This window comes from Streptomyces sp. NPDC040405 (assembly GCF_055595765.1).
In genome coordinates this window covers 1-14183 of sequence record NZ_JBVIVI010000007.1, presented here as the reverse complement: position 1 = coordinate 14183, position 14183 = coordinate 1, and the positions used below count along the sequence as shown (strand labels likewise).

Annotated in this window: 10 protein-coding genes and 4 pseudogenes; 10 read left to right on the top strand and 4 right to left on the bottom strand. The window is 67.9% G+C overall.

The genetic code is table 11. From position 1 onward, the window contains the following. Positions 1-96: 96 nt before the first annotated feature. The 4 genes from ACZ59A_RS26730 to ACZ59A_RS26715 are packed head-to-tail and all read left to right on the top strand — an operon-like array spanning position 97 to position 5361. Positions 97-1242 (top strand): hypothetical protein, encoded by a 1146-nt coding sequence (locus ACZ59A_RS26730; protein WP_470964470.1) that lies wholly within the window; start codon positions 97-99, stop codon positions 1240-1242. Beyond that, positions 1239-2006: a TnsA-like heteromeric transposase endonuclease subunit gene (locus ACZ59A_RS26725; protein WP_470963210.1), complete on the top strand. Its 768-nt coding sequence runs from the start codon at positions 1239-1241 to the stop codon at positions 2004-2006. The genes ACZ59A_RS26730 and ACZ59A_RS26725 overlap by 4 nt, the downstream gene beginning before the upstream one ends. Beyond that, positions 2006-4150, top strand: coding sequence for a Mu transposase C-terminal domain-containing protein (locus tag ACZ59A_RS26720; RefSeq protein ID WP_470963207.1), 2145 nt, complete (start codon positions 2006-2008; stop codon positions 4148-4150). Before ACZ59A_RS26725 ends, ACZ59A_RS26720 begins: the two co-directional genes overlap by 1 nt. Before the next feature lie 5 nt (positions 4151-4155). Beyond that, a complete protein-coding gene (locus ACZ59A_RS26715; RefSeq protein ID WP_470963204.1) occupies positions 4156-5361 on the top strand; it encodes a TniB family NTP-binding protein in 1206 nt (401 codons plus the stop codon). A gap of 230 nt (positions 5362-5591) precedes the next feature. Here the strand turns inward: ACZ59A_RS26715 and ACZ59A_RS26710 are convergent, their stop codons facing one another. Beyond that, positions 5592-5732, bottom strand: coding sequence for a hypothetical protein (locus ACZ59A_RS26710; protein WP_470963201.1), 141 nt, complete (start codon positions 5730-5732; stop codon positions 5592-5594). Positions 5733-5840: 108 nt separating this feature from the next. Between ACZ59A_RS26710 and ACZ59A_RS26705 the strand changes: the two genes are divergently transcribed. Next, a complete protein-coding gene (locus ACZ59A_RS26705; RefSeq protein ID WP_470963198.1) occupies positions 5841-6875 on the top strand; it encodes a hypothetical protein in 1035 nt (344 codons plus the stop codon). A 1036-nt stretch (positions 6876-7911) separates the two neighbouring features. Here ACZ59A_RS26705 and ACZ59A_RS26700 read toward each other — a convergent pair. After that, positions 7912-8303 (bottom strand): annotated as a pseudogene (locus ACZ59A_RS26700) (Tn3 family transposase); the annotation flags it as partial. Positions 8304-8324: 21 nt separating this feature from the next. On the opposite strand from ACZ59A_RS26700, the pseudogene ACZ59A_RS26695 reads away from it, so the two are divergent. After that, a pseudogene (locus ACZ59A_RS26695) lies at positions 8325-8586 on the top strand (NF041680 family putative transposase); the annotation flags it as partial. A 74-nt stretch (positions 8587-8660) separates the two neighbouring features. Here the strand turns inward: ACZ59A_RS26695 and ACZ59A_RS26690 are convergent. Continuing rightward, a complete protein-coding gene (locus ACZ59A_RS26690) occupies positions 8661-8957 on the bottom strand; it encodes a hypothetical protein (protein ID WP_470963195.1) in 297 nt (98 codons plus the stop codon). Between the two features lie 84 nt (positions 8958-9041). On the opposite strand from ACZ59A_RS26690, the gene ACZ59A_RS26685 reads away from it, so the two are divergent. Continuing rightward, a complete protein-coding gene (locus tag ACZ59A_RS26685) occupies positions 9042-9440 on the top strand; it encodes a hypothetical protein (protein WP_470963192.1) in 399 nt (132 codons plus the stop codon). Beyond that, on the top strand, positions 9437-11464 hold the full coding sequence (locus ACZ59A_RS26680) for a tetratricopeptide repeat protein (protein ID WP_470963189.1): 2028 nt from the start codon (positions 9437-9439) through the stop codon (positions 11462-11464). Before ACZ59A_RS26685 ends, ACZ59A_RS26680 begins: the two co-directional genes overlap by 4 nt. Positions 11465-11828: 364 nt before the next feature. Here ACZ59A_RS26680 and ACZ59A_RS26675 read toward each other — a convergent pair. After that, a pseudogene (locus ACZ59A_RS26675) lies at positions 11829-12272 on the bottom strand (IS5 family transposase); the annotation flags it as partial. A 306-nt stretch (positions 12273-12578) separates the two neighbouring features. Here ACZ59A_RS26675 and ACZ59A_RS26670 point away from each other — a divergent pair. Both ACZ59A_RS26670 and ACZ59A_RS26665 read left to right on the top strand, forming a co-directional pair. Beyond that, complete coding sequence (locus ACZ59A_RS26670; RefSeq protein ID WP_470963186.1) at positions 12579-13571, top strand: hypothetical protein; 993 nt, start codon at positions 12579-12581, stop codon at positions 13569-13571. Between the two features lie 502 nt (positions 13572-14073). Then, positions 14074-14183 (top strand): annotated as a pseudogene (locus ACZ59A_RS26665) (pyridoxamine 5'-phosphate oxidase family protein); the annotation flags it as partial.

The window sequence follows — 14183 nt, the reverse complement described above, 5'->3', positions numbered from 1 at the left end:
CAGGTACCCGACCTGGGCCTGTGCAACAACCGGCGCCCCGCGAGCAGGAGGCGCAAGGCCGGGTTGTGCAGCCAGAAGCTGGCCACACTACCCACCGTGCCCGTCCCGGCTGAGCTCGCCGACGTGCAGCAGCGCATCCTCGACATCGCCGACGGCGGTCCCGCTCGGGTGGCAGGCAGCCCTGTGGCAGCGGCGGAGTTCTTCGCCGCCTTACGGTTCACCGCCGCCGTGGTGCGGCTGGTGGCCACCACCGACGAGATCAACTCGTGCGCCGCCCTGCCTGAAACAGCAGCCGCGGCCTTCACAGCCGACCAGCACGAGCGGGAGCGCGCCAGCCGGGGCGGCGCGGGTAGTCAGCTGCAAGCCAGCCCGCCCAGCGCCGCGCACGCCGCAGCCGTACTCGCCCTGAGCGCACCGGCACTCCTCGCCCCCGACTCCAGCACCTGCCAGAGCTTCCTGGCCACGTGGATGGACCGGGCCGTCGCCCTGCGCCGCAGGCCTGGCAAGAGCGACCCGCTGCGCCCCATCCCCCGCCCTGCCTGCCTGGATCCCCTGCTACGCGCCGCTGTCCTGCCCGCCTCCCGCGTCGCCGGACTCCTCGCCAGCCGCCCCCAGTCCCCGCCCTCGTTCACCGCGGACCACCTGCCCCACCTCGCGAACTCTGACGACTACACGGAACTGATCGCCCGGCATCTCCCCGGCACCGCTGCCACGAGCGGAAGGCGCCTGGCCGCTCTCGCCTTGGTCCGGCTCGCGGGCGCCACCAGCTGGCAGCAGGCCGCCACCGAGCTGGCCATGGACCCCGTCAAAGCCGCCCGCGTGACGAACACGCTCGTCCAGCGCATCAGTGACGCGGAGGCATTCTGGCGGGACATCGAACGACTCGGCGCCCGCACCATCGAGCGCAGCCTGATCGACTACGCCGCACGCCGCCGCACGCTGGCCAAACTGACCACGGTCCCGCACGCCGTGCTGTTCGAGGTGTGCCACCCACTTGGGCGCGACGTCACCGTGCAGCGCCGCCGCCACGCCGCCGCCTGGATCTGGCAGCACTTCACCGGCGGCGATGTCCGTGAAGCCCCCGCCTACGCCCCCGACCTGTGGACACCTGCCACCAGGTCCTCCGTCCGCGAGGGCGCGCGGCGCTTCGCCACCTGGCTCCCTGAGCCCGTCGCCCGCCAGCTGACCGCCTATGGGCAGGCCCTGATCGACTCCCCCACCCCAAGAAAGACAGCGGCATGAGCCCGAGAAAAACACAGACCCTGCGGCCCGTACGGCATTCGTCCCGGCAGCTGTACATCCACTACTACGACGCAGCCGGAACCGAACGGCTCCTTCCGGCAGACCAGGCCCACGAGATGCGCTTCGAGACCTGCCTGCCCGCCCGCGACTTCCCCACCTACGAAGGGCAGGAGCACACCCCCGGCTCTTACTGGGCGGCCAGCAGCGACACGGTCCTGGAGTACGAGAGCTTCTTGGAAGCCCGCTGGATGAAGCTCCTCGACTTCGACGAGAAGATCGCCTGCTTCGCCGCCCAGCCGTTCATCTTCGAGGGCATCGACGCCGACGGGCCCTGGACCCACTACCCGGACCTGTTCGTCCGCCGCACCGACGGATCCGTCCTGCTGCTCGACGTCAAGAACCCCGAGCAGATCGACAAACCCAAAGTCCGTCTCCAGGCCAACCGCACGGCGGCTGCCTGCCGACAACTTGGCTGGGACTACAAGATGGTGGGCGAGCCGGACCCGCAGCTCTGGGCCACCGTCGAATGGCTCGCCGGCTACCGCAGACCCTTGAACGCCGCAGCCCCCCTCGCGGACACCCTGCTCTTTCGCGCTCAGCACCCCGTCAGCATCGCCGAGTTGCTCTCCCTGTGGCCCGAGGCGGACATCGAACGGGCTGTCACCTACCACCTCATGTGGCACCACCGTCTGCTGTTCGACCTCACCCGCCCGCTGCGCGACTACACCCAAGTGTGGGCCGCGCCCGTTGTGGAGTACGTCTGATGGACCAGCGCTACCGCATCGCAGTCGAGGACTGGATCGAATTTGAGGAAGAACAGCACCAGGTCGCCGGCATCACCGGCGCTCTGGTCCGGCTGCGCTCGATCTCCGGGCACCAGCAGACCATCATGCTCAGCGTCCTGCTGACCGATGCCTCCTTCCGGGCCCTGGCCGCACCACCGGAGCGGGCCGACAACGGCACCGCGGGTCTCGACCCCGGCGGCGTCCTGGCGACCCTGAAGAACAAACAGGCCCGTGACGACGCCCTGGAACTCGAAGCCCACCTCCACGAGGCCACCACCGGCTACCGCTCAGGCTCCTCCTTCGAGGCCGAACTCGGCGAGCCCCGTCCGCAATATCACCCCGACCTCCCGCTCACGGACCGCGTCGCTGCCAAGGCGGCCGAACTGGGCCTGACCGAGCGCCGTGTCTGGCAGCTGATCGGGGAGTGGGAAGAGAAGGGCCTGTGGGGCCTGGTCGACGGCCGCAAAGCCCGGCTGAAGAACCCCCTGCGCAACATCGACGAGCGGGTGATCACCGCGATCCGAGAGCAGGCCGCTGCCGAACGCCTCGACAGTTCCTCCAGTGTCTCCACCCGCTTCATGCGCCGCTGCCAGAACCGCCTGGACGCGGACTACGGCCCCGCCGCTGTCGCACTGCCCAAGCCGGACACCTTCCGCCGCGCAGTCAAACTCCTCCTCCACCGCAGTCCCTCCGACCCCGCTTACCAGCGGATCTCGGAGGCCAACCAGCCCGACCGCACCTTCGGTTACGTCATCGCCCACCGGCCCGGCCAGGTCGTCATGCTCGACACCACCCCCCTCGACGTCCTGGCCTACGACCCCGCGATGAACGACACCTACAACGTCGAACTTACCGTCGCCATCGACGTCGCCACCCGGTCCATCCTCGCCTGGCGCCTCACCCCATTGGGCACCAAGGCCATCGACATCGGCCTGCTCCTCGCGGACGTCATGACACCCGAGCCGATGCGTCCCCATTGGGCCGACGCCCTGCGCTACCAGATGCTCCGCGTCCCCTACGAGCGCCACCTCAGCGTCGACGAACGCCTCGCTGAAGCCGCTGCCCGGCCCGTCGTCTACCCCGAGATCCTGCTCTACGACCACGGCAAGCCCTACAAGTCCGACGTCGTCAAGCGCGCCTGCCGCAAATGGAAGATCGATCTGCAGGACGCCCGCAAGCTGAAGCCCACCGACAAACCCCATGTGGAACGCCTGTTCGGGACGATCCGGGAACAGTTCTCCATGCACGTCGCCGGTTACAAGGGCTTCAACACCGCGCACCGCGGCAAGAACGTCGAGCAGCAAGCCCGCTGGACCCTGGACGAGATCGCCGAGTTCTTCGCCGAATACGTCATTGCGGTCTACCAGAACCAGCACCACTCCGGGCTGCACCTGCACGGCTTCCCCGACCTGCACGTCTCACCCAACGAGGCGTACGCCATGGCACTCGGCTCGGCCGGCTACGTCGACTGCCCCCGTGACCCCAACCTGTACTACGAAATGCTGCCCATCGCCGACAACGGCCGCGCCATCAACTCCTACGGCGTGGAGCTCAACTTCCTGATCTACAACGAGGACGTGCTCTACCAGTTCCGCCGGGCCAAGTCCCCTTACGACAACGGGCGCTGGCCCATCCGCTACGACCCGCGCAACCTGCTGCATGCCTACTTCCACAACCCCCGCAACGACACCTGGTACACGCTGCGGTGGACCAAAGCACTCAGCGATCTGCAGCCCTTCACCGACATCACCCTGCGCGAGGCCAAACGCCTGGTCGAACTCCGCGGCGGCGACCCGAAGGACAAGGACTACCAGGAGCAGATCGCCAAAGCCCTGTGGGACCTGCAGAACCGCACCGACGCCCCCGAGACGTGGACCAAGACCGACCGCAAACGCCACACCCGCGACCGGCACCGCGCCCAAACCCAGGCCCAGGACGAAGCACGCTCCACTCCGGCAGTCCCCGCCGCAGCACCGCCGCCGCGCCCGGCACCCGAGACCGCGAGGCCTACCGTCCCCGCACTGCACGCCGTCCCCGACCTGCCCGGCGAAGACGACGACTTCGACCCGTTCACCGTCCAGCCCGCCCAGGTCTGGAACCCCCATACCAGCCAGGAGGGCTGACCGCCATGCTCACCCCTGACCCTTCCGGCCAGCCCGATGAGCCCTTCGGACCAGGCGACTTCAGACACCCAGGCCTGTCCGAACCGCGCACCAAGGAGGAATGGCGCGAATACCTCGACTACGCCCTCCCGCCCAAGCCGGACCTGCTGCCCCTCGCCGTCTACGAACAGCTAAGCCCCGAAGAACGCCGCCCGCACAACGCGGCCCGAGCCGCGCACCACAGCGCCCTGGTCATCGTCCACACCAGCCAGATGCAGACCATCCACCACCAGATCCGCCGCCGGATGATGACCAACGCCTTCCAGCCCGCCGGCGCCCGGCGCAGCATCGTCCTCGACGGCCCCGCCACCCTCGGCAAATCCACACTGGTCAAGACGTTCGCCTACGACTTCGAGAACGAACTGCGGCGCAACCACCCCGAACGCTTCGCCAAGCGCTATGTCCTCGACGGCCGGCTGATCGACTACACGCCCGTCGTCTACATCAACATCCCCTCCCAGGCCACCCCCAAGGACCTGTCCATCGCGCTCGCCCAGTACCTCGCCCAGCCCTACCGCTCCGGCGCCACCAAAAGCGACATCACCCGCCTCGTCCTCGAAAACATGCGCCGCGTCGGCGTCGAACTCGTGATCATCGACGACGCCCACTTCATGGACCTCTCCCTCAAGGAGGGCAAGGTCGTCAATGACCACCTCAAGCACATCGCGAACCACACCGCGGCCACCTTCATCTACACCGGCGTCGACCTCAAGCACTCCGGCCTCTTCCTCGAAGGCACCGGCGACTCCCGCGCCACCCAGACCGCCGGCCGCAACACCCTCCTCCACATGACCCCCTACAGCATCCGGACCAGGGAAGAGAAAGCTGACTGGGTCTCCGTCATCACCGCGATGGAAGAGGCCCTCGTCCTGTATAAGCACCACCCCGGCACTCTCGTCGGCGAGTGGAAGTACCTGTACCGTCGCACTGGAGGCAACATCAGCTCTCTGGCGGAACTCATCCGCGAAGCGGCCGCCGACGCGTTGCTCACCGGTGCGGAGCGGATCGACCGGGCACTTCTCGATACCGTCGTGATCAACGAGCACGCGCAGAGCACGTACGACGCGACGTGGCGGGAAGACCCTCTGCCGCCCCCACCAGATCAGCATCACAACCCCGGTGACGAGGGGGACGAGGTTATCTCGGGTCCCGATTGGGCGTCAGGCACGTGAGGCAAGTACCCCTTGGCGCCACGTGCCTGACGGATATCCGGGGGCTGTAGAGGCAAGTTGGGCACATACGTGACGTCGTGGCCTCTCTGAACGTGGTGACCTCGTTGCCACCGAAACGAGGTAACAAATCAGGCAGACGATGCTTCCTGCGGACAGGTACGCGACGGCACCGCCCATTCAGCGCCGTTGCTGAGGTCATAGTCAGATCTCAGCAACGGCACGCGGACGGCTCACATGTCACGCAGGTGCCAGAACACCAACTCCATCACCAGCCGCACTCCCAGTCGCAGCGCGACCTTCCGCCACACGGCCCAGATGCGGCTCCTCTCCAGCGCGCGCTCCTGCTCCCGCTCCTGCTCGTACTCCGGCATTCCGGTGCTCCCGTCTGTGTTGTCGAGAGCTCATCGGACCGCAGACGCTGGAATGAAAGTCGGCAGAAAACTGGACCCCGCGCCGGCGTCTGCGCCTAGCGTCGGGGCATGAGCCGTAACAACAAGCCGCCCACCGCGTTCGGGCCCGTCCGGCAGGCCCTGAATGCCGCCGGCTACGGCCTGGACGTCTACAGCGACCGGACACTTCTTCGGGACTACAGGGCGCGCTTCATCCCGCGCCTGCCCATAGACGCCACGGCCGAAGAGATCGATAACGCGGTCACGGCCGCCAAACTCTGCGCTATGGCCCGCTCTGGCGGCCACCTGTGCCCGGTGCTGGGGTGGAGGATGCTGGCGATGAACCCGGATCCCCTTGCCACCCGGGAGATCCGGACCGCAATCCGCAATGGCGTCGAGAACCTGAAGAGACACGAGTACGGGCCGCCGATCCCCAAGATCAACGCCCAATCGGGGAAGGCCATCGAGGCGTTACTTCCCCTCTCTCCTGAGCCGGTGCTGGAGATTGTCGCCCACCTTGCCCGATCTCGCGGGATCAGCCAGGCGCAGATCGATACCTTTGTCAAAGACGTGCAGGAATCCACCGGGGCGAAGCCCGACAAGAGTTCGCCGAGCACCGGCCTGCGCAAAGCTTTCCGGATCGTCTGCGCCGAGATCGGGGAGCCCCTCACCGAGCTGAGCCAAAAGGCCCTGGAAGACGCCTTCCTCTCCTCCAGCCCTCCGGCGAGGCGCCTCCGCGAGCTCATGGAAGAACAGGGCCACAAACCGGGAGCCAAGCCCAGCGGCGGCATGGTCAGCTTGATCGACATGGTCAGCATGGCCAACCTCACCAACACGGACCGCGCGCTGCGTCTGCTGGATGAAAGCGGCGACGATGCCGTACGGGGAGCAGTGCTGCATGTGGGCCAGGCGCGGCGTACGGGAGACTTCCCGCAGGAGGACCACCAGATGCAAAGATGCCGGGCCGCCGCCGAATGGGACGCGCTCATGACGTGCCACATCCTCGACCCGGTCACCTACCTGTGGTGGAGAGCCTCCTACGGGGAATCCGGCCCGCTGCTGTCCTTCGCCACGGATTTCCTCGCCGAAGCAGCCCGTGGCGCGCGGGAGGAGCGCAAATCTTGACGCCGAGGCCCGCGCCACCCTACCCGCCCCGGAATCCTTGGAGGCAGCCCTGTTGCTGCTCTCCCAGCTCCCCTCGCCTGACCTGCGCACAGCGCCCTCGCACCCTAGATAACGCTCAGCGCCTGTGCGACCCGGACGCCACCGACGAGGAATGACCACCGCCCTAGCCTGCCCGGCTGGACGGGAGGACCCTGGAGGTATGGGCAGGAGGAACGTCCGGCGGCGCAACCAGTGAGCCGCGCCTCTGCCCGAGGGCAGCAGGCGGTCGCGCCGATATTGCGGATCGGCCTGCCGTACGAGGGTCTGGCGGGTGAGCCGGGCCCGGCGTGCGCAGATCGACGCTGCGGACGAGGCGCTGCGGGCCCTGGTCGAGGGCCGTCAGCACCCGTGGCCCCGGTTCGAGTGTCTGGAGTGCGGCTCGACCTGGTACGCCGCCGATGCCCCTTTCGGTACCCGGAAACGGCCGGACGGCCGCTGGTGCTCGCCGCGGTGCCGGACGAGGGCATGGCGGAAGCGTTCGCGTTCAGCACGCGTCACAGGGTGACGGGCTCCGGTGAAGCTATTGTGCGGCCACTTCCGACGTAAGCCCAAAAGGGGCCACTGGACGATCTTGAAGTCCTGAGAGTCCGGATTCACCTCCGGCGGGACACGCCCGCTGGTGGATAACATGCCCGCACTCGCCGACCAGAAGGACCGCCCATGCCCCAGGACAAAACCACCCCGACGGAATCCGCAGAGCCACACGCCGGCGGCGGGCTCCAGACGGTCGTGGTCACCTTCGGAATGTGCATCGTCACAATGGTGGTCGGCACCGCCCTGTTCGGGCCTGCAGAGAACAGCGAACGGGCGTTCCGGCTACTGCACTGGTGGAAGCGATACCCAGAGCCCACGCCTCCAGCCCAGCGCCGCGCTCAGCGGACAAAACGTGAATGACCCCCTCTACACGCGACGCACTCACCGGCGCTGTCAGTGGTGCCGCACTGGTCTCGGCTGAGCCCCACGGCCAGCCCCCGGCGCCGTCTTCGTCTGCGTCCCTCGCGGCCGGGTCGCGCAGCGGTCGCAGGCCCCCGCCGGCCGGGACGGTGGCGAGGAAGCTGTAGCGGCCCAGCACGTTGAGATTGGCGTGCCTGAGCGGGGAGAGCCTGGCGACGTCCTCGTTGAGGACGTCGTGTTCCCGCTGGTCGGCGGGCAGTGCCCGCAGGGTGGTGACGGCGGAGTCCAGGTAGCGGGTGGTCCACAGCACCGCGGCGTTGAGGACTAGCCGAGCGCGCCGAGCTGGTCTTCCTGCCCCGTCCGGTATGCCTGCATGATCTGCCCGCGCTTGCCGTGGCAGATGTCCCGGGCGAGCTTGTGGCGGGACTTCTGCATGGTGAGCTGCCGGTTCATCTGGCGGCGGTAGGTGTCGTCGACCGGGTCGACCACGCGCAGCGTTGCTGGGAGCACTAGGGAGGCCGAACGCCCATGCACGACGACGAGTTCGTCTTCGGAGCCGCCGCTACATGCGGCACCGAGCACGTCGTCACGGTCACCGACACCCGCCTCTACGGCAAGGCGACCGCGCAAGCCTGGGACCGGCTGCCCCGAGGCTGACCCAGCAGGCGGCCTGAATCGACCACGACGGACCGCTGCCCATCATCGAGGGCACCGTGATCCGCCTGACCGTAGAGAAGCTGCCCAGCGGCGGGTTGAACAAGCCGTCTGGCTGTGGTGGTGGGCGAAGGGCTTGCCGTCGACTGTGAGGTGGAGGTGCGGCCGAGAGTCGGGCGAGCACTAAGACGTTCACCCTCAGGGGGCAGTGGTCTCCGAAGCGTTTCGCCATCGCCACCAGCGTCGCTTGGTGATCGAGACCTTGACCTGTTCGCCCTGGACGGTGATGACCGTCTGCCAACTGCCGTGGGCATCGACGGCGTGGTCGACGGTGCCAGCGGAGAACGCCTTGTTGGCCATCAGGGCGCCCTGCGAGGCCGCTTCCGGGTCGAGGGCCAGCAGGTCGGTGATGCGCTCCATCACGACTCCCTGTGCCTCTTGGATGGATCGGGCCTTCACGCTCATTTCGCCGACCGTTACCGTGTAGCTGCTCATCGCCCCACGCTACCGTTGCCTGCCAGACCACCGGGTCGGAGGTGGTCGTGCCATGCTCGGGTGAACCGCCAGAGGGGGAACGCTGTGGACGCCTTGACCGTTGCCAACGACGTGGTGCCGTACATCACTGCCGCCGCCACTGCTTACGGAAGCGCCGTGGTCACCCGGACCACGGACACGGCCGCCGACGCGACGGTGTCTCTGGGCCAACGCATCGTGCAGCGCCTGTGGAGCCGGGAGGAAAACCGGGACGGCCTGGAGCAGGCCATCGAAGATGTCACCGAGGACCCCCAGGACGACGACGCCCAGGCGGCCTTGCGCGTCCAGGTGCGTCGCATCCTGCGGCAGGACTCCGAGCTGGCCGCGGAACTGGCCCAGCTCCTGCCAACCCGGTCCTTCACCGCCTCCGGGGACGGCGCCGTCGCGGTGGAGACGAACAACGGGGTCATCAGCACCGGCGACGGCGCCACGATCCAGCGGTGAGCGAGAGACACCACGTCGAGGCCTCCGGCGATCAGGCAGTGGCCGTCGGCACCAACAGCGGCATCGTCTCTACCGGCGACCACGCCACAATCGACGCCCGCACAGTCCACCTGCCAACCGAAGCCGTCCGGCAGCCCGCCGAGGTGCCGGCCCCGCAGGGAACCACCAACCTGCCCGCGCCAGCGAACCCCGACTTCGTCGACCGCGTCGAACCGCTGGCACACCTGGAGGCCGCACTGGGCGAGGCCGGTCCGGCGGTGCCGCCGGTCCTGCACGGCTTAGGCGGGACGGGCAAGAGCGCCTTGGCCTTGCAGGTCGCCCACCGGCACCGGCACCGGTTCAACCCGGTGTGGTGGCTCAGCGCGGACTCCGCCTCCAGCCTCACCTATGGGCTCGCCGACCTGGCCGCCCGGCTCGACCCTCGCCAGCACCTTGCCGCCACGACCAGCGCCGAGCGCGCCGAGTGGGCGCTGAGCTGGCTGCAGGCTCACCAGGACTGGCTCCTCGTGCTGGATGACGCCGCCTCCCCGCGTGACCTAGCTCCGGTGCTGGGCATGACCACAGGTCGGCACATCATCACCAGCCGGCGGACCACCGGCTGGCGCCGCCTGGCCCAGCCTCTTCCGCTGGACACCCTGCCTTCCGACGCCGCGGTGGAGTTGCTCATGCGCATCATCGAGCCGGACGGGCCCGACGACGAGCGGGTCCTGGCCTGCCTCGCCGACGAGCTGGGGCACCTGCCCCTGGCCTTGGAGCAGGCCGCTGCCTACATCGAGTCCACTGCCATCAGCCCGGCCACCTACCTCGACCGCCTCCGTCGCTACCCGGGCCGCATGTTCGCCGCTACCGCGGCGAGCGGTCAAGAGGCCGAAGACCAGCGCACCGTCGCCCGGATCTGGCAACTGTCCCTCCAAGCGATCACCGCCCAGCAGCCTCTGGCCGGAGACCTACTGCGGCTGTTCGCCTGGCTTGCTCCCGTCCCGCTGCCGCGCGACATCCTCGAAGGCCTTTACGAGGACCTGGAGGAGGACCTCTTCGCCGTTGACGAGGCACTGGCCCTCCTCCACGACTACAGCATGATCACCCTGACCCGGCAGACCGTGACCGTCCACTGCCTGGTCCAGGCCGTGGCACGCTTGCCCGACCCTGCCGACCCTCATCGCACCGTCGAGGCCATCACCACCGCCCGCGAACGAGCCACCCTGCTGCTCGAACAGGTACTGCCGGAGAACCCGCTGTTCAACGTCCCCGGGTGGCCCCGGTGGCGCGAGCTCTTGCCGCACCTGCTGGCCTTGACCGACCAGACCCCGGCGGAGGAGGAGGACCTGCACACCGCTGGCCTGCTCGTGGCCGCCTCAGCGTTCCTGCAGGGCGACGGCCACACCAGCGCGGCCATAGAGTGCGCCCAGCACGCGGTGGACATCCGCATCCGACTTCAAGGGCCCGACCACCCGTCCACGCTCGCGGCACGCAGCTTCCTTGCCAGCGCCCATCGGGCCGCCGGTGATCTGGAGACAGCCACACCTCTGCACCAGCAGAACCTGGCCGACCACGAGCGCGTCCACGGCTCTGACCACCCCGAAACCCTCGTCGCTCGCGCCAACCTTGCCTACCTCTACGCCTTGCAGGGCGAGCTAGCGCGAGCGCGGGACCTACACCAGCAGAACCTGACGGATATGCAGCGCCTCCACGGCCCCGACCATCCGCACACCATTAACGCCCGCGCCAACCTGGCCAGCTCCTACCGCGACATGGGGGACCTGGAAACGGCCATCGACCTCCACCACCAAGCCGTCACCGACTACGAACGGGTCTACGGGCCAGACCACTCCGAGACCATCACCGCCCGCAGTAACCTCGGCTACGCCCACCGGCTTGCTGGCGACGCCGATGCGGCCACCACCCTCTTTGAGAGGGTGCTGGCCGACCGCGAACGCCTCTACGGCCTCGACCACCCCCTCACAGAACTCGCTCGCCAGCTCCTTGAGGGCACTCCCACGGCCCACAACCACGAGCAACCGTGACGTGGGAACGTTCTCAATTCCAAGGGACGAGGGGCTTGCAGTCGGCTGTGGGGGTTGGCGCGGCTAAGAGTAGGCCCTGTCCTTCCGAAGCTGCCGCGAAGTGACAGGTAGCTCTCTGTAATCAGAGTGCCGCTCGATTAGAGAGAGTGAGGCGCGGCGGGGGACTTCGCCGGCTGCCTGGAGTTCGGCGGAGTCGGCCTGCGCGGCCTCGACGGCTTCCGGGTATGCCTCGCGCTTGGCGTACTCGGCGAGCGCCCGGTAGATGCTCGCGACGGAGGGGTTCTGGCCCTTGCGCTTGCCGGTGGGAATGATCAGGTCGGGCTGGATCTGAAGCGGCTCGGCCGCGACGCCGCCGAACTCACCGGATGACCGCGAGCGGGGTGCCGTGCCCGTCGGTGATCAGGTGGTGTTTGGAGCCGACTCGCCCTCGGTCGACCGGCGACGGGCCCGTCTGGAGCCCCCTTTTAACGCCCTGACGTGGCTGGGGTCCACAACCGCTCTCGACCAGTCCAGACGGGCGGCGGCGTTCAGCTCGGCCAGCAGCACCTCGTGCAGCTGCTGCCACATCCCGGCCTCGTTCCAGTCCCGAAGCCGTCGCCAGCACGTCATGCCCGACCCGAAACCGAGCTGCTGGGGAAGATGTTCCCACTGGATGCCGGTGTGGAGCACGAACAGGATCCCCGCACAGCACCTGCCGGTCCGGGACGGGTTTGCGGCCCGGGTGCCGGAACCGCCGTTCCTTCTTCGGCAGCAGCGGCTCGATCCGCTCCCATAAGTCGTCCGACACGATCCAAGGCGAAGTCCCCACGGCCGGACAACGCCCAACTGGCCATCCAGGCACGGGCACCAGGACCGATCCACCTCATTGTGTTAGCGCCTCTTAAGAGGCGGCCTGGCGACGCTGGCCGTACAGCGTCAGGCACTCGCGACAGGAAGGGTCTCCCGAGCCTCCCAGGGGGAACATGGCGTCCTTCTGGCACAGCGTGACCTTCCCCGAAGGGATCGACCAGTCAACGGCGTGACTCTCTTCGTCCTCGGCCACCTGAACGAGCTTCACTCGGTCCATGACTCTCCCTCCACAACGGAAACAGCCCCACCCTAGAGGGGTGGGGCCGTGGCCGAGCTGGTTGCTACGCGGCCTAAGACCTCGGGTGCCACCCGAGCGGGTACCGCACGCTGTGCTGGCTCGGCACTGCCCACCTGCCGCTCGTACCGTAGCGAGATCGCGTACGGGACTCTCGCACCCGGCATCCGCTCGGAGGCCGAGCGCTGGACCCGCGTCCTGCGTGACGGTGGCCACCGCAGCCTCCCGCGACGGGAAGGCACGGTCTGGCTCTACCTCAACCGTGTCCGGCCGGCCCTGCTGGAATGGTCGGACCGCTATGACCACCTGCGGGAAGTGACCCGCGACGACGTCCGGACCGACATTAAGACACTGCACGGCCACCACCGGCGTGACCAACTCGTGGCCCTGCGCTCGCTGTTCTCCTGGGCCAAGCGGAATGGGCTGCTTTTCCGCAACCCGACCAGCCGGATCAAGGTCGGCCAGTACGAGTACGGCGTGCTCCAGCCGCTGGTCCCCGCCCAGGTCGGCCGGTCCGTCGCGGCGGCCACCACCCCGGCAACACGACTCATCCTCGCCCTCGCCGCGGTGCACGCCGCCCGGGTCACCCAGATCGGCATGCTCATGCTCGACGACGTCGACCTCGGCAACCGACGGCTGACCATCGCCGGACGCGTCCGCCCGCTCGACGACCTCACCCTGAAACTGCTGCTGGACTGGCTGGAGCACCGGCGAAACCGGTGGCCGAGCACCGCGAACCTCCATCTGCTGATCAACAACCAGACCGCCACCAAGACTAGCCGCGCCAGCAACCACTGGATCAGCTCCTCGATGCGCGGCCAGGACGCGACGCTGGAGCGGCTCCGCGTCGTCCGGCAGCTCGAAGAGGCGCTGACCCACGGGCCCGATCCGCTCCACCTTGCCGAGGTGTTCGGGCTCGACGAGAAGACTGCGATGCGCTACGCGGACTCCGCACGGGCACTACTGGAACAGGCAGCCGAGCACTCGGCATCGCCCTCAGGAAAAGAACTTGACCCGGATTGACGCGACTTGGAGTCGGCGTCAGCAGATCTTTGGGGGAGGCGCAGGCACTCATCCCAGGCTTCAAGAAAGCTTTCGTAGGTGTTGAGGCGTTCTTGGCGCATCCAGTGACCGTGCTCGACGGCACCTTGGTCCTGTATTTGCCGCCGGACGGCTTCGGCGTTCTTTTCCGCGCCGAACTTAGCTGCCCGCGCCCCAACGACCGCTCCCAAGCCGGTTGCCACTAACCCGATCACTGCGATGGCGAGAGGAACCACGAAATCCGTCACGGCGGCACATCATGGCTGCTCAATCAGTTCAAGGGAACACCGCGTCGTGCGGCCTGACAGCAGGACCAACGGCATCACAGCTCGTCAATCAACCGCGAATTCATGAACATGTCCTGGCGTTCGTCCCCCACCTGTTGCCATCCACGCAGCACCGAGCGCAACCCGCGCGGAGCAACCTCACCGCTGCTTCATCAATGACGACAGAGGGTGTCGGGTTTACGGCCGACGATGGACGTATGCGCGAAACCCCGGAAGAACTCAACAAGCTCCAGTCCCTCCTCGACTCCTCCCTCTCCGGCTCGACCGCACACCTCCGCTCGATCGTCGAGGGCCGCACCATCACGGC

Bases quoted from the DNA above. Each gene is read 5' to 3' on its own strand.
- ACZ59A_RS26725 (WP_470963210.1), top strand. From the start codon at position 1,239: ATGAGCCCGAGAAAAACACAGACCCTGCGGCCCGTACGGCATTCGTCC.
- ACZ59A_RS26720 (WP_470963207.1), top strand. From the start codon at position 2,006: ATGGACCAGCGCTACCGCATCGCAGTCGAGGACTGGATCGAATTTGAG.
- ACZ59A_RS26715 (WP_470963204.1), top strand. From the start codon at position 4,156: ATGCTCACCCCTGACCCTTCCGGCCAGCCCGATGAGCCCTTCGGACCA.
- ACZ59A_RS26710 (WP_470963201.1), bottom strand. From the start codon at position 5,732: ATGCCGGAGTACGAGCAGGAGCGGGAGCAGGAGCGCGCGCTGGAGAGG.
- ACZ59A_RS26705 (WP_470963198.1), top strand. From the start codon at position 5,841: ATGAGCCGTAACAACAAGCCGCCCACCGCGTTCGGGCCCGTCCGGCAG.
- ACZ59A_RS26690 (WP_470963195.1), bottom strand. From the start codon at position 8,957: ATGAGCAGCTACACGGTAACGGTCGGCGAAATGAGCGTGAAGGCCCGA.